The organism is Rossellomorea aquimaris (assembly GCF_020172085.1).
Classification (GTDB): Bacteria; Bacillota; Bacilli; order Bacillales; family Bacillaceae_B; genus Rossellomorea; species Rossellomorea aquimaris_E.
On sequence record NZ_JAIVAT010000003.1, the window covers coordinates 1249974 to 1271070 of the forward strand.

Sequence of the window (21097 nt, forward strand, 5' to 3'; positions counted from 1 at the left end):
GAGCAGTGATGATGATTTTTGCCCTTATTCTCATACTTTCGTATTTATTAGGTTCCATTCCATCAGGTTTGTTGATTGGTAAGACGTTCTATGGCAAAGATATCCGTGAACATGGGAGCGGCAACCTTGGTGGCACAAACACATTCAGAACCCTTGGCGTGAAAGCCGGAATGGTCGTGACCATCATGGATATTCTAAAGGGAACGCTTGCCACCCTGTTGCCATTGATGCTCTCAAGTGATGTACACATGCTATTGGCTGGTGTCTTTGCCGTCATTGGTCATATGTATCCTGTTTTCGCAAACTTCAGGGGAGGAAAGGCTGTAGCTACATCTGCAGGTGTTCTTTTAGGTTATAATTACATCTTATTTATAATCTTGCTTGCCGTCTTCTTTCTTTGCTTGTATTTGACGAAGTATGTGTCTCTTTCCTCGATGATAGCAGCGGTCCTTGCTTTTACGTATTCAGTCTTTACTGGGGACATTCCCCTGATCATCGTTGTAGGAATCCTGACCATTTTTGTCGTTTACAGACACAGGGCCAATATTGTACGGATCAAAAATAAGACCGAACCTAAAATTAAATGGCTCTAACTAAAAAGCGACCTTAGCAACAGGCAGCCCACTTGGTTGTCCCGCTGCAATGGTGGCTTTTTTTTTGTTGCTTGAAAAAGGTATGGCTCATCCTGCATTTGTGTAAGATGATGAGGAAACGTAGGACATTCAATGAGAATATTCCTCAAAATTCTCCAAATAGCTACCCTTTTCCCCCTGTTTTTTTGTAAAATGAACGTAGTGCCCTAAATAAAGGATGATGAATATGAAAAAGCGTATAATGATAGGGATGATCGTCTGCATTTCTTTGGTATTACTGAGCGGTTTTATCATGACAAGCCAGTATTCCGATTGGAGGACATCTTCCAAAGAGGATAAGTTTACTTCAATCCTGCATACGACCAGGGAGGTTGAAGCATCAGGGAAATCGATCAAAACGACTGCTTCCCTTGCTGCCATTGGTGACATCCTCATTCATGATACCGTTTATAAAGATGCAAAAAATCAATCCGGATATAATTTCACTCCTATGTTTTCTCCCGTTAATGAGATGCTATCTTCCCCTGATTTCCTGATTGCCAACCAGGAATCAACCCCGGGTGGTGTGGAATTGGGTGTTTCGAGCTATCCGCTTTTTAACAGTCCGAAAGAAATTGTTAAATCTCTTCAGGATGTTGGAGTGGATGTAGTGACCACCGCTAACAACCATTCATTGGATCAGGGTGAAAAGGGTCTTCTGAGCGCAATTGACTATTACGGGGAAATCTCCATGCCCTATGTAGGGGCTTTTAAAAGCCGTGAAGACCAAAATCGGATACGAACTTTTAATGTGAATGGAATCAAATTTGCCCTTCTTTCATATACATATGGGACGAATGGAATCCCTGTCCCTGAGGGAAAAGAGTATCTAGTCAATTTAATTGATGAACAAAAAATGATCAAGGAAATCCAGAAGGCTAAAGAAATGGATATCGATCTAGTGGTAATGAGCCTGCATTGGGGAAATGAATATCAACGATACCCTTCTGAGGAACAGCAAAGGCTGGCAAAGGTGTTGACGGATAATGGGGTTGATATCATATTTGGACACCACCCTCATGTTCTGCAGCCAATCCAAACGTATAAAACGAGTGATGGAAGGAATGCTGTTGTTGTGTATTCACTTGGAAATTTTCTTTCAGGTCAAAAGGATGACTATAAAGATATCGGGGGAATGGTAACAGTTCAGGTTGAGAAAGCGATGAATCCCGCAGGTTCGACCATTTCGTTTCCATCCATTCAATTCCAGCCGACGTTTGTGTCAGAGAATCATTATAGAAACTACAGGGTCTACCCTCTCGATTTTGCAAGCAAAAATGGCATGATAGCCTACACGGAAAATGACATGGTTTCACATATGGTGAACGGTTTGCCGGAATGAGCGAAACCAATTTATTGATGTAAAAAAACGAGCTTCCCTTTTAGGAAGCTCGTTTTTAATGACCACCGAATATGAATGAATTGAAGAATATGCCTGCAAGAGCAAACATGGCCAACAACGCATTAACCAATAAGAAGGTCTTACGGGTGCCCTTGAAGAATAGGGTAACCATCCCGTAATATATGAGAGCAGCCACAACAATGAAAACGCCTGCTTCCATTTGATACTTCAGGTCGTGCAATTGTAAAAGAGTCAATACAATTAGACCGGCAAAAATAAATGCACCTATGTAATAGAGTAGTGCTTGTGTTTTCATCACGCTCATCCTTTTTGCGTATTAGTAGATGTTCAGTCTTACAATGTATATAATATGAAATGAAACCTGCTTTGTCCAGAAACGCTCTGGAAATACCTGTAGAGAAAGGAGTCTCATCAATGAACATACATATTTCAAAAGAAGCTCTTACTTGGTTTAAAAACGAAATGCTTGTAGAGGAAGGTGAACAAGTTCGTTTTTACGTAAGGTACGGGGGTTCCAGTCCTCTGCATGATGGTTTTTCATTAGGAGTGAACAAAGACGAACCCGTGGTTCTTGGCAAACGTATCGAAATTGAAAATCGGGAGTTTTTTATCGAAGAGAGAGATTTATGGTACTTTGATGGTCATGATTTATACGTTGAGTACGACCAAAATCTTCAAGAACCATCTTACGAATATAAAAAGTAAGAAAGAAATGGCTGGCCTTCGCCAGCCATTTTGCATTCACGAAAATACCGCTATCCTTTAACAAAACGTGAAATATGATCATGAAGACCTTCTTTTAAAAGGATGTCATATTGGGTATCCCCTAATAGATCAAAATGGGGGAAGCCGTCATCCCTTTGATGGATCCATTCCTTCTTCAAGCCATACCTCTCTCCCCACCGGGATAATGCAGCGATGTCTGAGCAGCCAACTTTTGTTACAGAACGTGCATTGGGAAAGCGTTCATCCAGCCAGAAGTGTGTCAGAAAGGCAATCTCACCCTTCATTACTTGCTGTTTCCATTCTTTTAGTTCTACTTTTGTTAGTCCGAATGCCATGGCGTTTTCCTTTCCAATTTATTTTCTGAGGAAATCCAGGGAAAAGGTTTAATCGAAGAAGTTAACCCGAATTACTTTTTTGCCTTTTCATACGCATCATGCCAATGAGGAAACATTTTTCTTATTGAAATAGGACGGAAATTCTCCTGTTTGACGCACACATGTTTCGATTGTCCAGTGATGGCCAGTTCGTTTTTTCCATTATAGATTTCATATGCATATGTAATGCGGAGTCCATCGTACTCTTCAACCCATGTTTTAATAAATGCTTTTTCTCCATAGCGAACGGGTGATTTATAGCTGACATTCAAATCGATGACTGGGGAGAGAATTCCTTCTTTCTCGATATCAGCATATCTAAATCCTAGGTCTTCAATAAGTTTTGTACGACCTAGTTCCATCCAAACAAGGTAATTTGCATGATAGACAACGCCCATTTGATCCGTTTCGGCATATCTTACTTCTATGGTTTTCTCTGAAATCTGCATCATTACACCCTCTTTATCTAATCAGTATCCTGTCCATTTTATCATAGTTGCGTCAGGCATAGAATTAATTGGCTTCGGAGGATAAGGCTCCTAATTAGCGAAATGAGATGTTGATGAAAAATAATAAAATGACCCGGATAGAAAGGCAACTATTCCTTTAGCCTTTCTGTCCGGGCTGTTCCCTTTATTGCTTCGACTCGTCCTTGATTTCGCTGCGAAACGCCTGAAGGCTCTCTCTGCGACGTTCGTTCTTAGCCTGAATGGATTGAAGCTGCTCTTCGCTATCCGTACAAGCCATTGATTCCTCTGCTCGATCTATATTCTCGATTGTATGCTGAACCATACCTTGAAGCTTCTCAACATTATCACTACGATCATCCGGATTCGGTTTATTCCATGCCATTCTAACATTCCTCCCATCAATGATGAGGGACGGACCTCTAAGGTCAATCCCTCTTTACCTCTTATAAAGGTAAGCGTTATTCACCCTTCGTTTGGATGACTTGTGCATGCTTCCCTGATTTATCCTGCATTTGCTTCCCTTTGTTGCCTCCAGCGGCTCTTGATTGCGTACCGATATGATTCGGTGCAAAATGATTCGGACTTCCCTTTGAGTTACTCATCAACTTCCCCCCTTACTAGTATGATTACCAAATTCGGAAGGATGAATAGGCGTAATAATTGGCAGTAATAAAGGAAAGCAAAAAAAATAAGCCTCGTAATTTCTTACTCGGCTTTGCCTATAGGGCGCTTAATCTCAAGTCTTGCATCGATACGTTCTTCTATGGCATCAATAGCATCCTGATCCAATAGGAGTTGTTGTTTGTTTTCTTTCACAAGATCCGCAAATGATTTTTTCCTTGGTCTGCGCATGTCGATCCCCTCGCTCTCTCATGTGTTTGTATAAATAGTATATCCAAATGTCAGATATTTTAAACAAAGGTCACATTTGGAGCGATTGATGGGTGTCTGCGGCTGTTCAAGTCATTATTTCTTGTACGTCTGTGACATCATCTCACTGTATGAAAGTCCGTCCCTTACTTAATCAGGGACTTAAGGGTATCGATGTCGGTGATGGCTCCTATTTGCTTATGGGTGATGATGCCTTGTTCGTTGATGATATACGTAGTTGGGACAGTCAGGATGTCGTAGGCATTGTTGATTTTATCATCTGTGTCCAATAGGATGGGGAATGTCAGACCCAGTGATGCTTGGTATTCTTTAACGTTATATTGTGGATCGATGTTGATGGCGAGTATTTCAACGTCCTTGCCGTATTTATCATAAAACTCCTGCAGAACAGGCATCTCTTCTTTGCAAGGAGGGCACCAGGTAGCCCAGAAATTCACAATCACTTTCTTCCCTTTCAATTCAGATAATGTCTTGGCTTCCCCACTCAACGTCTTTAGCTTAAAATCAATGGCCGCATCTCCCACATTCGGGCCGGAATCGTTTTCAACAGGAGTGGCTTCTGCAGTCTCTCCCTCTTCAATATCGATCAATTGGTCATAGGTTTCACTTTGTTGAAACGTGTTCTTAGTGAAGGAATTCGGAGAGGATTTATTCTCTATATAGAATGAAAAGACTAATAAAGTGACAAGCAAAATGCCAAAAATGGATTTCAAAAGAGTGTCTCCCTTCCTAAAACGGATATTTACTATCATCTTATGAAGGCTTGTCTTTCTTTAGTCATGGATTTTACGAGTTGAAGGAGGGAACGTGGATGATGATTAAAAAAAGCCCCGGGATAAACCGGGGCTTTAAAGCATCTTATGCTTGTAATTTATTACGAAGAACCATTTGAAGAATACCACCATGACGGTAGTAGTCTACCTCTACTTCAGAATCGAAACGAGCCAGTACTTCGAATTCTGTTTTTGAACCATCTTCAGCTACAGCTGTAACAGTTAGGATATCACGAGGTTTTACATCGTTGGTCACATTGACAGAAATTGTTTCCTTACCTGTCAATCCTAATGATTCTGCGCTGTCACCCTTCTTGAATTGAAGTGGAAGAACACCCATCATCACAAGATTTGAGCGGTGAATACGCTCATAGCTTTCAGCGATGACAGTCTTGATACCAAGAAGATTCGTACCTTTCGCTGCCCAGTCACGAGAAGATCCCATACCGTAATCTTTACCTGCAAGAACAACTAACCCAGTACCATCTTGTTGATACTTCATGCACGCATCATACATTGGCATTACTTCATTTTCAGGCCAATAAGTAGTGAAGCCACCTTCTGTACCAGGAGCAATTTGGTTACGGATACGGATGTTTGCAAACGTACCACGCATCATCACTTCATGGTTACCACGACGTGAACCGTAAGAGTTAAAGTCACGAGGTTCTACATTATTCGCACGAAGATATTTCCCTGCTGGAGTATCCTTTCCGATGGCACCTGCTGGTGAAATATGGTCGGTTGTAACAGAATCTCCAAATTTACCAACAACGCGAAGACCGCTTAACCCTTGGATGTCCTCAGGTGTAGTCGCTAGTCCTGTAAAGAACGTTGGATTTTGGATGTAAGTTGATGTTTCATCAAAGCTGTAAAGTGGTTCGTTACTTGTTTTGATTTCATTCCAGCGCTCGTTTTCAGAGAAGACATGCTCATATTCTTTGCGGAACAATTCAGGTGTAACGGTTGATTTAACAGCATCCTTCACTTCATCTTGTGATGGCCAGATATCTTTGAAGAATACGTCATTACCATCTTTATCTTTACCTAAAGAATCTTTTTGAAGATCGATGTCCACAGTACCTGCCAATGCATATGCAACAACAAGCGGTGGTGAAGCAAGGTAATTTGCTTTTACTAGTGGATGGATACGTCCTTCAAAGTTACGGTTACCTGACAGTACGGACGTCAATAGTAAGTCAGCTTCTGATACAGCCTTCTCGATTTCTGGACGAAGTGGACCAGAGTTACCGATACACGTCGTACAGCCGTAACCTACCAAGTTAAATCCGATATCTTCAAGATAAGACAGTAAACCTGAATCTCTTAAGTAACCAGTTACAACTTTAGAACCTGGAGCAAGGGATGTTTTAACGTAATCTGGAACATTCATTCCAAGTTCCACTGCTTTTTTCGCAACTAAGCCGGCACCTAACATAACGTATGGGTTAGATGTGTTGGTACATGAAGTAATGGCAGCGATTCCGATCGCACCTGTTGGCATCACAACATCTTTTCCATCTTCTGTAGTGTACTTGGCAGTTTTGTTAATTTCAGAAGCATCCAGACCGAAACCTTGCACGCCTTCTTTAGCCGTAATCGATTTATGGAAAGCTTCTTTCATATCAGAAAGTGGGATTAAATCTTGTGGACGTTTTGGTCCTGAAAGATTTGGTTCCACTGCTGAAAGGTCAATTTCCACTACGTCAGTGTATGTTGGCTCTTCTTTTTCAGGTGTGAAGAACATGTCATTTTTCTTTAAGTACTCTTCAACCATGTTGATATGTGCCTCTTCACGTCCAGTCAGACGCAGATAATCAAGTGATTCTGAATCAACCGGGAAGAAACCACACGTTGCACCGTATTCCGGAGCCATGTTGGCAATCGTTGCACGGTCGGCAAGTGGTAATGTTGCTACACCCGTACCGAAGTACTCGACGAATTTCCCTACTACACCTTTTTGACGTAATACCTGTGTTACTTTAAGGGCAAGGTCTGTTGCAGTCGCTCCGTTAGGAAGCTCACCAGTCAGTTTCACCCCGATAACTTCAGGAATAGGGAAGTAAGAAGGCTGACCAAGCATTCCTGCTTCTGCTTCAATACCACCTACACCCCATCCAAGTACACCGATACCATTGATCATAGTTGTATGAGAATCCGTACCAACCAATGTATCCGGATATGCTTCAAAATCACCTTCTGTTGTTTCAATAGCGTGAACGACGTTTGCCAGGTATTCTAAGTTTACTTGGTGAACGATCCCTGTTGCCGGTGGAACAGCACGATAATTTTCAAATGCCTTCTGTGCCCAGCTAAGGAATTGATAACGCTCTGCGTTACGTTCAAACTCAAGGTCCATATTGGCTTGTAATGCATTCGCTGTACCGTATTTGTCAACCTGTACAGAGTGGTCGATAACAAGATCAACCGGGATATCCGGATTGATTTTTTGAGGATCTCCACCGATATCCGCCATTGCTTTACGTAGAGACGCTAAGTCCACTACCGCAGGGACTCCAGTGAAATCCTGAAGGATAACACGTGAAGGCTTGAATGGAACTTCTGCATCCTTCACTTCAGTGGATCCCCAGTTTGCTAAGTTTTCAACATGTTCTTTGTTAATGACACGTCCGTCAAATTGACGAAGTACAGACTCCAAGAGTACCTTTACGCTGTAAGGTAAACGGTTAATTTTTGTTACTCCTGCTTCTTCAAGCGCTTTTAAACGATAATAATGATAACGTTTTCCTTCTAGTTCGAAAGAAGATCGTGCATTAAATACATCGTTCTTTGCCATTTCGATTCCCCCTCTAAACTACATCACACAATAAGTCGAAAAGTTTTCGTTCTAAACGAACTTTTCTCACATTTACATCTTAATACAAGCGATTACATAAGTAAATAACAATAAAGTTATTGTTTTTGATAAGTTTTACTTATCTAAATGATTAAACTCCTTTGGGTTTCTAGAGAAATATTGGTATAACAACATTTTTCACCTTGTCAAATCGTGTCAGATTTCAATTAATATTATTTTGAAAAAATAAATCTGTTAGCCTTTTCCTTTAATAGGGAGCCTTGTTAAGTGGCATTCTATCTACATGGAGGTGTTCTACATTGGCAAAACGTAAATCAAATCATGTTATGAACGGAATGAATGCAGCGAAATCACAAGGCCAGGGTGCCGGATACAATGAAGAGTATTCCAATGAACCACTGACTGCAGCACAACGTCAGTTTAATAAAAAACGAAAAACAAACCAGTAACTGGTAAGGCTGAACATGTCAGTCAAGCAGAAATGGGCCGAGATGTTCTCCAACCCTACCTCTTTTCCCCTACCCGCTTATGGAAAGAATAAAACCCACTTTGCTGAATATTCAACAAGGTGGGTTTTATAGTAGCCATAAGCGGGTTGAATCTATTGTTCATTTACTTCATTCACAATAGAAGACAAGTCGGATTTGAATTGCTGAAGTTGGGCACGTTGAGTATCCGAAGCCACTTCAAGTGCATTTTCGATTTGTTGATAGGCCTCATTCACTTCATTTTTGAGATGAGCCAGTTGTGAGCCGTAGCTTGCTCCATCAAGTACAAGCTCATTGACCGTATTCTGTACTTCCGTCACGCTCTGTTCAGCCGCTTGAAACGCCTGCTGCTTGTTTTTATGGTAAGGCATGATTGATCTCTCCTTAATCAGAAATTAGCTTTTTTAGTATAGCCAAACACGATTGTATCCATACGTGTGAATAATTCATTCATTAAAAAAGCATTCTAAATGATAGGAGGGATGAATCATGAACAAAAATGATGGCAAAGATATGCGTAAAAATGCTCCAAAACAATCGGGACAGCCTGAGCCTTTGAGTGGATCACATAAAGTAAAGAATCGTAACCATACCCGTCAAAAAAATAATAGTCACCACGATATGTAATCTATACATGAGGGAGAGCAGCTTTCAGCCTGCTCTCCCTTTTATCTGGTTTCTTGTATGTTATGTAGCGCATGGATGATTTCTGTCATTTCCTTCTGGGAGACTGTCCGTAAATCAAAAAGGACGGCATCCTCTTGAATCCTTGTCAAAATAGAGGGGCTTCCCTTTCGAAGCTTCGCGTGTATGTCTTGTGAGGAAAGAGCAGGATGACTGACGGAAACGATATATGTGTCCAATTCAACCTCAGGCATCGTCCCCCCTCCGACCTGGCTCTTTCCTTCTGTTATGATTGTTGTGAAACCATTCTGCAGTGCTATTATACCGCCAGCAAAGTTCTTGGATTGAATCAGGATGTCTTCTTTGGTTCGCGTGATGGATTCAATGGTTGGATTTTTTTCTTTTTCTTCTCCCTTGATGTAGTGCAATAGCGTCATTTCAAGCGCTGCGAGAGTCATTTTATCGACACGTAGCACGCGGGCAAGCTGATGCTTCTTCAGGTGGTCGATCCACTGCTTTCTTCCAGCAATGATTCCTGCCTGTGGCCCTCCTAATAATTTGTCCCCACTGAATGAGACGAGGTCTGCCCCAGTATCCAGGACTGTCTTGACCACCGGCTCATGTCCGATTCCCAACTGTCTAAAGTCATAAAGTGCCCCGCTTCCCAAGTCTTCATAATAAAGGACATGGGAATGTTTTTTTGATAATGAAGCAAGTTCCTCTGTTGAAACGGAGGAAGTAAAACCTTTGATGATGAAATTGCTCTGATGGACCTTCATTACCATGCTCGTTTCTTCGTTCACCGCTTCTTCATAGTCTCTTAGATGGGTTTTATTCGTCGTGCCTACTTCGTGTAGGATAGCCCCACTTTCTTCCATGATAGAAGAGATACGGAATGATCCTCCAATCTCCACCAGTTCTCCTCTAGAAACAATTACTTCTTTATCTTTGGAAAGAGCAGAAAGGATAAGAAAAACGGCTGCAGCATTATTATTGACAACCATTGCCGCTTCGGCACCTGTTAACTCACAGATGAATTTCTCCGCATGGGAATGCCTCGATCCCCTGTTCCCTTCCTCAATGTCATACTCGAGATTGCTGTAGTGACAAGTTGTAGTTATGACATGTTCCATTGCTTCCTTCCCTAATCTTGCCCGTCCCAGATTGGTATGTAAAATGGTACCTGTGGCGTTTATGATCCTACTAAGCGACAAGGAATAGGAGTCATGCATCATGGTTTCAGTTCGGTCAAAAACCTCATGAACGAATTGGTCAGAAGTTGGATCAGGCCCTTCCCACTCATTGTTCAAAATGGAAGTACGAAATAATGAAATCACCTTTTTCAGCAGGTCCGTCCCTTTTTCCCAGGAAAGGTTGTGATGCTGAAGGAAAGTGCGGAATTGTTCGGTTTGCTGCAGTTCATGAATAGGTGGTATGTGTCGGGCGAGATGGTTCATGGTTAATCCCCCTATTTTCTTTTTCCTCATTATAACACCCTCACCATTTAAATTAGAACGAATACAATATGTAAAAGACGTAGTTGGGGGTCAGGTGTAAATGAGTAAGGATAAGGGGGATTTCTATTTAGAGAACTGGGAGGAGGGTATGAAGGATTGGTTATTGGATCCTGCAACGGTTCAATTGGATGAACAGGAATTCCGAGTAGACTTTCTTGACACGACGGAATCGTTCATCGTGGAAATCGAGACTGAAAATATTTGTCCGGAGGAATTGATCATAAAGAAAAAGGATACTCAATTATTGGTATCGATCATGCTGAAGGATGAAAGTAAAATTAGAAAACGATCCATTCGATTTCCTTTTTGCTTAAAGCAACGAGCCATCACCTATTCCATTGAGCATCATACAATTGAAATCAACGTTCCTAAAAAAGAATGTTCCACCCCTTCATCCTTCGTCATTCGAGTTCAAGGTTTGTCGAATGACTAAAGATCCTTCATTTATATAGAAAAAACAGAAGAAAAGGTCTTTGATGTGTCAAAGACCTTTTCTTCTGTTTTATATGCCCGTTTTCGTAAATATTGTTACTTTTGAACAAGCGAGAGGTGGTTGATTTCCGCTCCAGGTGCTCGCTTTCCGCGGGGCTGGCGGTGAGCCTCCTCGGGCTTTGCCCTGTGGGGTCTCACCTGTCCAGCGTTTCCCGCAGGAGTCGAGCACCTTCCGCTTCAATCAACTGTACAAGCATAAATGTTTCAGTAATAATACTTTAAATGTCGGGATAACTTACACCAACTTTAGTAGTTGCAGTGATCAATTATAGTTAATAGTACTAATACAGTTCCCTTCACCCTCAGGCACACACTCAATGACAGAGCAACTGCAGGATCACAGGCTGTGAAAAAATAATAACAATCTTTGCGGATAGAGTTATTTATGAAGTTCAATGATCGTTATGATCTGGTTGACATCAGGGAAAACGCCTGTGTCCAGTTTGGAATAAATCTTATCTTCCCCCACTGTAATTTCGAATGCGCCCCCAGAAGACGGCACTAACTTCAATTGTCCAATGTCGGACCTAAAATGATTGAACAGCTGTTCCGCGAAACTCGCGGCTTTAGGTGCGTAGTTTCACATCATGCAAAATTCAATGGTCAACATGATTTTGTTCATCAGAATCCTCCTCCATATCATGTGAATGCGTTTGCTATTATAGTTCATTCTATAGGATGGAAAATGTGCGTGCAAATATTCATCACTTTGTAAAAGTTCTTTGCGCTTCTCCTTTGCCCGATTGCATTTTTTTCCTGTACAATAAGACTATTCATACATAAAGGGGTGAAGTAGATGAGCAAGGAAGAAATTATCCGATTAACAGAACTTTCTTCAAAAGCTGGCTGAGGGTGCAAACTTAGTCCAAGTGACCTGACGCAAGTGTTGCGTCAGCTACCCCCTCAACCATACACTAAGGAATTATTGGTAGGAAGCGAATCATCTGACGATGGAGGCATCTTTCAACTGACAGCCGATCTTGCCATGGTACAAACCGTTGATTATTTCACACCGATTGTGGATGATCCTTTCCAATTCGGACAAATTGCTGCTGCTAACGCGTTAAGTGATGTGTACGCAATGGGTGGTACTCCCAAAACCGTCTTAAATATTGTAGGCTTCCCCATTAAAAAGCTAGGGGGAAAAATACTTGCCGAAATTCTATCAGGAGCACAAAGCAAAGTGATAGAAGCCGGTGCAGTGACAGTTGGTGGTCATTCCATCGACGATCAAGAACCCAAGTTCGGACTGAGTGTTACGGGTATCGTTCATCCTGAAAGATACTGGACCAATAATGGTGCTCAAGAAGGAGACATACTAGTTTTGACGAAACCCTTGGGTGTAGGGATCATGACGACAGGCATCAAGCGTCAGGTTGTAACTCACGACCAAGAAATGTCCGTCATCCAGGTCATGAGCATGTTAAATAAAAAGGCTGCAGAAGTATTGCAAGAATTCAGTCCGAATGCCGTAACCGATGTGACAGGCTTCGGCTTAATGGGACATGCTTATGAAATGGCAAAAGGAAGTAACCTATCGCTTGAATTCTCCTATGCCTCTATCCCCCTTTTAGAAGGGACGAAAGAATTGGCTGATCAAGGTATCATTCCTGGAGGATCGAAAGCGAACCACAAATGGCTACAAGAAAAGGTCAACTATGATCCTGATCTTACTCAGGAAGAACAATGGATTCTCTGTGATGCCATCACTTCAGGTGGATTGCTTATCAGTTTGCCTGCTTCTCAAGGTGAAAGATATCTTGAAGAACTAAATAAGCACGCCATCACAGCCAGTATAATCGGTCGCGTCAAACCGAAACAAAATTGGAGTATCTCGGTGAAAAAATAAACGGTGAATCCTTAGGATTCACCGTTTATTTTTCTTCAATCATTTTGAAAAATTGGCCTGTTATTTTCTTTGATAAAATTCTTACGTGGAATGGGAATGGATGCGCCCCATTTGCAAATGAGTTGAACCAAATCACTTTATCGTCAAGTGCAATAAAAGGAATCGAAGTTGATGAGTCCTTTAATACGATCTTTGCATCCTGAGCTGATTCAATACCTGATTGACAGCGAATCACCACCTGCTTATCTTCTGCTGCAGTTTGTAATGCCATCATTAATGGTCGTGGAATATCTTTTTTATCTTGGACGTTCACTATAATTTTGGTTTTTGCTGCTTTAAAATCTTTTAATAACTTATTGAAATCATTGGATTCGATCCACTTCATTTTCTTTGTGGACGTGGGATAGAGTGAACTGCTATTCTCACTTTTTCCTTCAAGTTGAAGGTGAGAAATCAATTGATGTACAGGTTTGGATCTATCGGTCTTTTGTTGAATGAATGCATCGTTTCCAACAAGGATAAACTTCCCCCTTGCACGAGTGATGGCTACATTAATAAGCCTTTCGCTTCCTTTTTGGGTAATCAACCTTCCTGGCTTACTGTGGGATTCCCCATCAACAAGATCAAACAGAATCATATCATTTTCAGATCCTTGAAAGCCGTGAACAGTAGATGCATATAGATCCTCAGAAGCCCGCCCACTCCTTACCAATTCATCCAGCAACAGATTATACCATTTTGCCTGAGCTCGATACGGTGTCACCACACCAATTGAAGGCAACCCATCCCCCATTGCCTGAATAATCAGCTGAATAGATACCAGACTCGATAACACATTCCATCTTGATCCTTTTTGAGTTTCTGCCCACTCCGTCCCTTCTATGAGTGAAAATAATACGGCACCATATGAAGGAAAGGGTTTTTTTTCGGTGATGCAAGAACGAATCGCTTCTACGGAAGGATGATCTCCCACTCTTGAATGATAAATATAATGGTTGGAGAATGATGAAATACTCGGGTGCATGCGTCTCTGTTCCGGAAGCAATAATAGTTGGGGATGATCCTCCCCTCTCTCTACGGCATCCGCCACACCTGATGAATGAAAGATGTCTTCCTTTAACCATTTGACTGCCATGCTGTGAAAAGAAGTTGAAATGGGTGGCAGCTGTTTGAAGTCCCCACAGATGATGATCCTGTTCCCAAGCGACGCAGCGAATGCAACTTGGGGAACATATGCCATACTTGCTTCATCCACAATGATTAGGTCGAATTCCTGTTCATAAAGGAGCTTATCGATAGCTGCTTTCGATAGAGTTGTCCCGATCACTTTAGCCTCTGAGACCAGATCCCCTTCTCTCCTCTTAAAGGTTTCTTTGATTTTTTGGTAATGTACTTCAAGTTGTGACAACCTTTCTGAATCATATGCAGAATAGGTTTTGGATAACTTTTTTTTCAGCCTTTTTCTATAGATTTCAACCTTTCCTTTTTCCTCGGAAAGGGATGGGTCCTGTTGTTCCAATAATTGAAGAACATTCAAATCTGTGACATCTTCATTTATACGTTTTCTGCTTGCTCCGTATCTTATGACTTCTCCAGGTATCCACCTGTCATGGCTGCTTAGAAAATGATGCATTTCTTCTATTAATACATCCACTGCAGCATTACTATGGGAAAGAAGGAGCACTTTTTTTCCCTCTGAATAATGATAAGCCGCCACTCGGGCAAGGGTATAGGTCTTTCCTGTACCCGGAGGTCCCCACAGATATGTGACGGGGTTATACTTGCTTCTGACATATGCTTCGTGCAGTGGTGATTTATATTCAAACTGTTTTTTGTTTTTTTCAGGAAACATAACCTGGTGAATTCGCTCTGTTTTCCCATGACGTTCCTTGGCCTCATCCAATCGTTCCATGAGCTTTTCAAGGATGTCCCAGGGTTCATGAAGAATCTGTCCATAGGTAATCGTATCTCCCAGAAACTGATCGAACTCAAGTATGCACTCACGCTCCTCTGAACTAATCACCACGCCTTGGATCAAGGATTGCTTACGCTTAAAGATGACGCTTCCCCCCTCGGGTAGCAAAGCTTGATAGTGAAAGGTGAACCAATAGATATAAGCACCTTCCTCTTTTCGTATGCATCTACCTTCTTCAATAGGGACACCTGAATTTTCTCGTTTTTTCAACTGTAGAATTTCCATATCAAGAGCAGTTTTCCACTCATCTATCATGTTCATTATTTTCATCGTAATCACCTTTGTCATACTTTAAAAATCAAGAACCTTATCATATCAATTTATTGAATGCGTGTATAGGTAATCAAAAAAAGAACCGTTCACAAAGCAACGGTTCTTTTGATCTGGTTCATCTATTACATAGGCTTTCCTGTTGTTTTCTTATCCTCTTCCACGAATCGATCAGCATAATACAAAACGTCTTCTACATATTGTTCACTGTGATTATAGGCAAATACCGCTTGTTCGATATTTCCATCAGCCGCCCCATTTCGTGCCAGATAGTTAGCGGCACTGAATATGGCATCTTCTATTTGGAAAGGATCCGCTTTTCCATCCCCGTTTGCATCCACCCCGTATCCTCCATATTTCTTAATAATAGCGGGGTCTGTCTTTTGATCTGAGGGGATGTTTCCCTCCCCAAGTCCTGAGCAGCTAGGGTGTGACCAGCCTACAAAGGTACAAGGCATGAATTGCATGTGTCCTTCAGCTCCCGCTGGAGAAACAAGCGTCTTCATTGTGGAGAATTTCGTCTCAACTCGATGATGAGCGGCCAGTAAATACCAAGGTACACCGTATTTTTCCTGAGCGGCTTTATAGATAGGGATATACTGGGCGGGAATTTCTTCTTTTCCAATCGAAGAAAGGTTATATGATTGATCCCCAATGTTGACAGCATAATAAAGCGCTAAAATGACGAAGGGGATGAGTATGATCTTTAAAGGTGATGAAGTTTTCTTGTTTTTTGGCCGTTTTTTTCGTGTTTTAGGCATGGGGTCGATCCTTTACAAGGGAATTTATACTCCTTGTATTCTAATATGATATTCAATCGCTGACAATCCATAAAGGACAAAAAAATGCCCCCGAACAGCGATTTATCATCAGCCATTCGGAAGCACCTAACCATTATCTATTTAATGTTAACAAACAAACGCTGCTCCAACGATAATTAAAAGGATGAATAAAACTACGATTAACGCGAAACCACCAGCGTAGCCACCACCGCAGCCATATCCATATCCAGGGTATCCATATCCATACATCATCAGTCACCTCCAGTTATCTTACTACGATATTAATGTATGTAGTGGACAAAATGTAGGTTAATGAAATTCATCAAACATCCTCCGCCAAGATTTTGCGAACATGACTGATTGCGATGAATAAAGGGTTCTTCCTATATGAAAGATGTCAAAAATGATGAAAACGTCCAGTTCAGCATAAAGAAAACGCCTGGAAGCTTCCAGGCGTTTTAAGTCGTTTACATTTGTTCTTTAGGTTCTTTCGTTTTTCTAGGCTTAGGCTTAATGTATAAACCTAATTCCTTTTTCTCCTGATTTAGTGACTTGTACAGAGAAATCATCATGAGTGCCATTATCACTGAGAACGGCAATGCTGCGACGATCAATGCATTCTGTAAAGCCTGTAACCCACCGCTATATAGTAAAATCAATGCCACGGTAGACTGTGCAAGTCCCCATGTTAATTTAACATAGTTTGGTGGTGTTAACGAACCGTAAGTGGTTTGCATCCCTAACACAAAGGTAGCTGAGTCAGCAGATGTGATAAAGAATGTTCCAATCAGCGTGATGGCTATGACAGAAAGGATTGTTGACCATTCAAATCCGTTAAAGACGGCGAACAGAACTTCTTCTGTATTAAGATCCGAAAGAGCTGTACCGGCTTGTTGCACTTCAATGGCAGAAGTACCGAAAGTAGCGAACCAAATGAAGCTGACAAGAGCAGGTAGAAGTAATACCCCGATCAAGAATTCGCGAATGGTCCTTCCTCTTGAAACACGTGCGATGAAGATACCGACGAATGGTGACCAGGAAATCCACCAAGCCCAGTAGAAAATGGTCCATCCATTGATCCATGAACGATGCTCTTCGTTTAATGGCGCAATCCTGAAGCTCATTGCGGCGATGTTTTGAATATAAGCACCAATCGTATCCGTGAACATATTCAAGATCAGTAACGTAGGTCCGATGAAGAACACTAATACGAGAAGGGCAATGGCAAGTACCATATTCGTATTGGATAAGTATTTAATTCCTTTACTTAATCCTGACCATGCTGAAATCATAAACAAGACGGTTACCACACCGATAATGATGGCCTGGACGGTGAAGTTGTTTGGAATATCAAGCAGGTAGGAAAGCCCGCCATTAATTTGTGCTGCTCCGAATCCTAACGTTGTTGCAACCCCTACGACCGTGGCGAATACGGCAAGGACATCGATGACCGTTCCCAGTGGTCCATTCACTTTGTCTCCAAAAATAGGCTTCAACGTAGCGGAGATTAATCCCGGTTCATCTTTACGGAATTTATAATAAGCAAGTGCTAATGCAACGATAGCATAAATCCCCCATGCGTGAATGCCCCAGTGAAAGAATGTATAACGCATCGATTCTTTAATTGCCTGGTCAGTTCCCCCTTCTGCCATTGGAGGAGCCATATAGTGAGACAGCGGTTCCGCTGCCCCCCAGAATACTAAACCAATTCCCATACCTGCACTAAATAACATGGCGAACCATGTTCCTTTTGTATACTCAGGCTTTTCATCCGGTTTTCCTAATCGAATCGTTCCCATGGGACTAAAGATTAAGAACACACAGAAGATCACAATTACTGTAACTAAAATAAGATAATACCAACCAAAAGTCGAAGTAATGAAAGTCTGCATATTAGCTGTTACGGTTTCAAACGATTTTGGTGCGATTGCTCCATACCCGACGGCAGCAACAACCAGTAATACGGTAATCCAGAAAACATTGGATATTCTCTTCATAAAATTCTCCTTTCCAAATTCTAAGGTTTTTTTAGCTCATTTCTTAATGAAGGGTACTACAGTGGGATTCGAGGTGTTTATTCAAGCAATATGTACACCTACTGCAAATGCCCCCTCATGTTGAAAGAGTCTCAGTTAATGCCGATGGGAAAATGTGCATTCTGAGGATGAGGGAATGATTACTTATTACCTATTCCCTAGTCACTCTCTTATAAAACCAACATTTGTTACCCTATCAGAAAGAAGTTTACTTTTGCAAGTGAAAACTATCATTATTTTTATTAGTCTTTGTCATTTTTTGAATTTCATTCCTTTTCTTTTTCATCGCATTATCCCTCTCTTTCTGTTTCTTCATCTGATACTAATTGGAAATGGAATCGCTTTACTCATATGGTGTAATAGAGATATCCCCTCTTCTTTCATGGTATTTTCTCGCCTTGACTTATATAGGTTGATCTCAAAGAAATAATGTCGCTGATACTTGAAAGGATGGGGTAGATGAATTGGAAATCTTGGTGTCATTTTTATCTATTATTCAATACTCTTTGGGAGAAAATAATGATGACATCTACTTAGGAGGTAATCCGATGAAAAATCATAAACAAACACAGCATGAGGCATCAAAAAAATTGGCTAAACAACAAATGGGTGAAGAAATAGAACTGAAATCCGTCGCTCCAGCTGCCAGAAAGAGTAAAAGCACAGAGGGGAAATAAGCAATGGAGTTCATACTATAGGAGTAAAAAAGAGCATATGAAAAAGGACGCCGACAGTGGCGCCCTTATCATTACTTACTCTTTTATAATTTTGACCTTTACATCTCTTACCCCATACTGAAGGGCATCCTTTTCTTTTTCCATATAGATGTCGATGCGGTTCCCTTTAATTGCTCCGCCTGTATCTTCCGCACGGGCAAAACCGTACCCTTCTATATAAACCTTAGATCCGAGAGGTATGACGCTTGGATCTACTGCAATCACTCTCGCATCAGGGTTTTCAATTAAATCGACCCCTGTTTTCGTAATACCGATACAACCCTCACAATGTGCTGTATAAGCCGTTGCTTTGATATCTAGTTCTTTAACAACGTTATCGTCCTTCTTCTCCGTAGTCTTTGCAGATTTTACAGCTTGCTCAGTCTGAGATTCCTCATTCACAGAATACCCTTCTTCTAACAATTGCTTGCGTGTGCCCACCTCATCGATGGAAACATGATATCGATTGGCGATTTCCCACAGGATATCGCCTTCTTCTATATTATGATAATCATTTATGTCAGTATCATTGCTTTCCGCTGATGCAGAGGCAAGTCCGATTGTAAGAAAAACTGTGAAGGAAAAAATGGAAAATAATACTTTTTTCATCTTGTTAAATTCCTCCTTTTGTGATTGGTTAAGAAACCAACAGTTGAAATAGTAACATAGACTTACCTCAGGCACATAACAAACTGTTTATAAACCAATAACAATTAGATGACAAGCATGTAATATTTCATTAATTCTGTCGACTCTTTTAAAAGAATTCTATGTATTTCATATGGAGGGAAATATTGTTTGGTTTCTGTGAGTAGTATAGAAAGATATGGTTTCATGTATTAGAAGATTACCGGATGAAGGATTTCAATGATGAGCGTAAAAAAACCACTGAGAATAATTTCTCAGTGGTTTTACTCTATTATTTTGTTTCAAGGATTTTTACATTTACTGTTTTTCTTCCGAAATCAAGTGCTTGATCTTTTGAAGGAAGGAACACGTCAATACGGTTACCTTGAATGGCTCCGCCTGTATCTTCTGCAGTCGCGTAACCATACCCTTCAACATACACTTTAGATCCTAGTGGAATAACATCCGGATCTACTGCGATCACTTTTGCATCAGGATTTTCTTTTAAATTCACGCCGGTAGCCGTTGTACCTGAACAGCCATCACAATTTGCAGTATACGCAGTGGCTTCTACCGTAATTTCTTTTACTGCTGTTTGTTCAGCGGCAGGTTCAGCTTGAGCTGGTTCTGCTTCTTTAGTTGGCGCTTCAGCTTCTGGAGCTACTTCTGCTTCTTGATTCTTAGCAGGGGCTTCTGCTTTTTCAGAAGTATTTGCAGCAGCTGAAGTTGATTTATCGTCTAGATTGATGATTAGTTCTTGTCCTGGAATAATTAGGTCGCTATCAAGGGCATTCCATCCCACAAGACTGTCAACTGAAATTCCATAAAGGGAAGAGATTCCCCAAAGTGTGTCACCTTTTTTTACTGTATAGTATTCCTTAGAAGAAACCTGGAGTTCCTGGTCAGGATATATAACGTGCGAACCTAGGTTATTCCATGTCATGAGTTGATCAACTGATGTTCCGTATTCCTGTGCAAGTCCCCATAATGTGTCGCCTTTTTTTACTTCTATGTTCTGTGCTGAAGCGCTAGCTCCACCAGACACTGCAAGTGTTGTAAATGCAGCCACAGAAATAATCGATTTTTTAAGTTTCATAGAAAAATTCCTCCTTATGTAGCTAGCGGTTTATTTATTTTTGCTAACAGGGAAAATACTAACATAGTAAAATCTCAATTCAATAACAGGAAAATTAACATCGTGCGTCAAGAATATTTCACTTCTGTAATAGAAAGTGTTTTCCTGGATGAACTATCATATAGAGGAAGACTATGGATAAAGTAAAAGAATATTTTGGATTAAAAGTGAATTTATGGACTTTCACTGCATATTTGATGGCTCAAAAAAATGAAAGAAATGCCTACGTTAAGGCACGGTCTCGCAGTGTGGCTATCGCAATAATTGGCACCCTTTGACGATTTTTCCTTAACAAGTTAGCGCATTCCCTCTATACTATAGAAAGAAGTATGATGTTAATGGGGGAAGACAATGAAGGAAGAACAAGAAGAGAATATCGTCCTTTATAAGGATGATCCTGACGAACATAGTGGTCGTTGCGAATGTGGGAACAACATTTTTAAATCCAGGGTGCTGGATGGAAAGTTTTTTCGTAAGTGCCAGGAATGCGGTAAAACCAAGATTGTATAATAGTAAAAGAAAGGGCATAAGGGATTTAA

Annotated in this window: 26 protein-coding genes and 1 pseudogene; 10 read left to right on the forward strand and 17 right to left on the reverse strand. The window is 41.0% G+C overall.

Annotated elements, in window-relative coordinates; genetic code table 11:
- Window positions 1-8: 8 nt before the first annotated feature.
- A complete protein-coding gene (plsY, locus tag LCL96_RS07230) occupies window positions 9-593 on the forward strand; it encodes a glycerol-3-phosphate 1-O-acyltransferase PlsY (RefSeq protein WP_397550188.1) in 585 nt (194 codons plus the stop codon).
- A 226-nt stretch (window positions 594-819) separates the two neighbouring features.
- Window positions 820-1974, forward strand: coding sequence for a CapA family protein (locus tag LCL96_RS07235; protein WP_224940739.1), 1155 nt, complete (start codon window positions 820-822; stop codon window positions 1972-1974).
- 55 nt (window positions 1975-2029) lie between these two features.
- On the opposite strand, the gene LCL96_RS07240 is transcribed toward LCL96_RS07235, so the two are convergent.
- Window positions 2030-2290, reverse strand: coding sequence for a hypothetical protein (locus LCL96_RS07240; protein WP_224940740.1), 261 nt, complete (start codon window positions 2288-2290; stop codon window positions 2030-2032).
- A gap of 119 nt (window positions 2291-2409) precedes the next feature.
- On the opposite strand from LCL96_RS07240, the gene LCL96_RS07245 reads away from it, so the two are divergent.
- Window positions 2410-2700: a HesB/YadR/YfhF family protein gene (locus tag LCL96_RS07245; protein WP_224940741.1), complete on the forward strand. Its 291-nt coding sequence runs from the start codon at window positions 2410-2412 to the stop codon at window positions 2698-2700.
- 50 nt (window positions 2701-2750) lie between these two features.
- Here LCL96_RS07245 and LCL96_RS07250 read toward each other — a convergent pair whose 3' ends face one another.
- The 7 genes from LCL96_RS07250 to acnA form a co-directional block, all read right to left on the reverse strand.
- Window positions 2751-3056, reverse strand: a complete 306-nt coding sequence (locus LCL96_RS07250; RefSeq protein ID WP_224940742.1) for a hypothetical protein — start codon at window positions 3054-3056, stop codon at window positions 2751-2753.
- Between the two features lie 71 nt (window positions 3057-3127).
- Complete coding sequence (locus LCL96_RS07255; protein WP_224941327.1) at window positions 3128-3544, reverse strand: acyl-CoA thioesterase; 417 nt, start codon at window positions 3542-3544, stop codon at window positions 3128-3130.
- Window positions 3545-3728: 184 nt separating this feature from the next.
- On the reverse strand, window positions 3729-3947 hold the full coding sequence (gene tlp / locus LCL96_RS07260) for a small acid-soluble spore protein Tlp (protein WP_224940743.1): 219 nt from the start codon (window positions 3945-3947) through the stop codon (window positions 3729-3731).
- A gap of 76 nt (window positions 3948-4023) precedes the next feature.
- Window positions 4024-4167, reverse strand: a complete 144-nt coding sequence (locus LCL96_RS07265; RefSeq protein ID WP_044336998.1) for an acid-soluble spore protein N — start codon at window positions 4165-4167, stop codon at window positions 4024-4026.
- A gap of 103 nt (window positions 4168-4270) precedes the next feature.
- Window positions 4271-4417, reverse strand: a complete 147-nt coding sequence (locus LCL96_RS07270) for an FbpB family small basic protein (RefSeq protein WP_098354592.1) — start codon at window positions 4415-4417, stop codon at window positions 4271-4273.
- A gap of 164 nt (window positions 4418-4581) precedes the next feature.
- The gene (locus LCL96_RS07275; protein ID WP_224940744.1) at window positions 4582-5169 is read right to left on the reverse strand and encodes a peroxiredoxin family protein; all 588 of its coding nucleotides are present in this window, start codon (window positions 5167-5169) and stop codon (window positions 4582-4584) included.
- 145 nt (window positions 5170-5314) lie between these two features.
- Window positions 5315-8026, reverse strand: a complete 2712-nt coding sequence (gene acnA / locus LCL96_RS07280; RefSeq protein ID WP_224940745.1) for an aconitate hydratase AcnA — start codon at window positions 8024-8026, stop codon at window positions 5315-5317.
- A 320-nt stretch (window positions 8027-8346) separates the two neighbouring features.
- On the opposite strand from acnA, the gene sspO reads away from it, so the two are divergent.
- The gene (sspO, locus tag LCL96_RS07285) at window positions 8347-8496 is read left to right on the forward strand and encodes a small acid-soluble spore protein O (protein ID WP_224940746.1); all 150 of its coding nucleotides are present in this window, start codon (window positions 8347-8349) and stop codon (window positions 8494-8496) included.
- 152 nt (window positions 8497-8648) lie between these two features.
- Here the strand turns inward: sspO and LCL96_RS07290 are convergent, their stop codons facing one another.
- Window positions 8649-8906, reverse strand: coding sequence for a hypothetical protein (locus tag LCL96_RS07290; protein ID WP_224940747.1), 258 nt, complete (start codon window positions 8904-8906; stop codon window positions 8649-8651).
- A 115-nt stretch (window positions 8907-9021) separates the two neighbouring features.
- Between LCL96_RS07290 and LCL96_RS07295 the strand changes: the two genes are divergently transcribed.
- Window positions 9022-9162, forward strand: a complete 141-nt coding sequence (locus LCL96_RS07295) for a small acid-soluble spore protein P (protein WP_224941328.1) — start codon at window positions 9022-9024, stop codon at window positions 9160-9162.
- Between the two features lie 41 nt (window positions 9163-9203).
- Here the strand turns inward: LCL96_RS07295 and selA are convergent, their stop codons facing one another.
- A complete protein-coding gene (gene selA, locus LCL96_RS07300; RefSeq protein ID WP_224940748.1) occupies window positions 9204-10616 on the reverse strand; it encodes an L-seryl-tRNA(Sec) selenium transferase in 1413 nt (470 codons plus the stop codon).
- Window positions 10617-10716: 100 nt separating this feature from the next.
- Between selA and LCL96_RS07305 the strand changes: the two genes are divergently transcribed.
- A complete protein-coding gene (locus LCL96_RS07305; protein WP_224940749.1) occupies window positions 10717-11109 on the forward strand; it encodes an Hsp20/alpha crystallin family protein in 393 nt (130 codons plus the stop codon).
- A gap of 438 nt (window positions 11110-11547) precedes the next feature.
- Here the strand turns inward: LCL96_RS07305 and LCL96_RS23690 are convergent.
- Window positions 11548-11736, reverse strand: a pseudogene (locus LCL96_RS23690) (Rdx family protein); the annotation flags it as partial.
- 228 nt (window positions 11737-11964) lie between these two features.
- Here LCL96_RS23690 and selD point away from each other — a divergent pair.
- The gene (selD, locus tag LCL96_RS07315) at window positions 11965-13017 is read left to right on the forward strand and encodes a selenide, water dikinase SelD (RefSeq protein WP_318246403.1); all 1053 of its coding nucleotides are present in this window, start codon (window positions 11965-11967) and stop codon (window positions 13015-13017) included.
- A 25-nt stretch (window positions 13018-13042) separates the two neighbouring features.
- Here the strand turns inward: selD and LCL96_RS07320 are convergent, their stop codons facing one another.
- The 4 genes from LCL96_RS07320 to LCL96_RS07335 form a co-directional block, all read right to left on the reverse strand.
- Window positions 13043-15262: an AAA domain-containing protein gene (locus LCL96_RS07320; RefSeq protein WP_224940750.1), complete on the reverse strand. Its 2220-nt coding sequence runs from the start codon at window positions 15260-15262 to the stop codon at window positions 13043-13045.
- 125 nt (window positions 15263-15387) lie between these two features.
- Window positions 15388-16023: a lytic transglycosylase domain-containing protein gene (locus tag LCL96_RS07325; protein ID WP_224940751.1), complete on the reverse strand. Its 636-nt coding sequence runs from the start codon at window positions 16021-16023 to the stop codon at window positions 15388-15390.
- Between the two features lie 147 nt (window positions 16024-16170).
- On the reverse strand, window positions 16171-16293 hold the full coding sequence (locus tag LCL96_RS07330; RefSeq protein ID WP_172655644.1) for a YjcZ family sporulation protein: 123 nt from the start codon (window positions 16291-16293) through the stop codon (window positions 16171-16173).
- A 218-nt stretch (window positions 16294-16511) separates the two neighbouring features.
- The gene (locus LCL96_RS07335; protein WP_224940752.1) at window positions 16512-18041 is read right to left on the reverse strand and encodes a BCCT family transporter; all 1530 of its coding nucleotides are present in this window, start codon (window positions 18039-18041) and stop codon (window positions 16512-16514) included.
- 587 nt (window positions 18042-18628) lie between these two features.
- Between LCL96_RS07335 and LCL96_RS23420 the strand changes: the two genes are divergently transcribed.
- The gene (locus LCL96_RS23420) at window positions 18629-18757 is read left to right on the forward strand and encodes a hypothetical protein (protein WP_263628068.1); all 129 of its coding nucleotides are present in this window, start codon (window positions 18629-18631) and stop codon (window positions 18755-18757) included.
- A 75-nt stretch (window positions 18758-18832) separates the two neighbouring features.
- Here the strand turns inward: LCL96_RS23420 and LCL96_RS23595 are convergent, their stop codons facing one another.
- Together LCL96_RS23595 and LCL96_RS07345 are read right to left on the reverse strand one after the other, a co-directional pair.
- On the reverse strand, window positions 18833-19405 hold the full coding sequence (locus LCL96_RS23595; RefSeq protein ID WP_318246404.1) for a 3D domain-containing protein: 573 nt from the start codon (window positions 19403-19405) through the stop codon (window positions 18833-18835).
- 310 nt (window positions 19406-19715) lie between these two features.
- Window positions 19716-20519, reverse strand: coding sequence for a 3D domain-containing protein (locus LCL96_RS07345; protein ID WP_224940753.1), 804 nt, complete (start codon window positions 20517-20519; stop codon window positions 19716-19718).
- 173 nt (window positions 20520-20692) lie between these two features.
- Here LCL96_RS07345 and LCL96_RS07350 point away from each other — a divergent pair, with 173 nt between their 5' ends.
- Entirely contained in the window at window positions 20693-20836 is a 144-nt protein-coding gene (locus tag LCL96_RS07350) for a hypothetical protein (RefSeq protein ID WP_224940754.1), read from the forward strand.
- Between the two features lie 73 nt (window positions 20837-20909).
- Window positions 20910-21068, forward strand: coding sequence for a hypothetical protein (locus tag LCL96_RS07355; RefSeq protein ID WP_224940755.1), 159 nt, complete (start codon window positions 20910-20912; stop codon window positions 21066-21068).
- Window positions 21069-21097 lie beyond the last annotated feature (29 nt).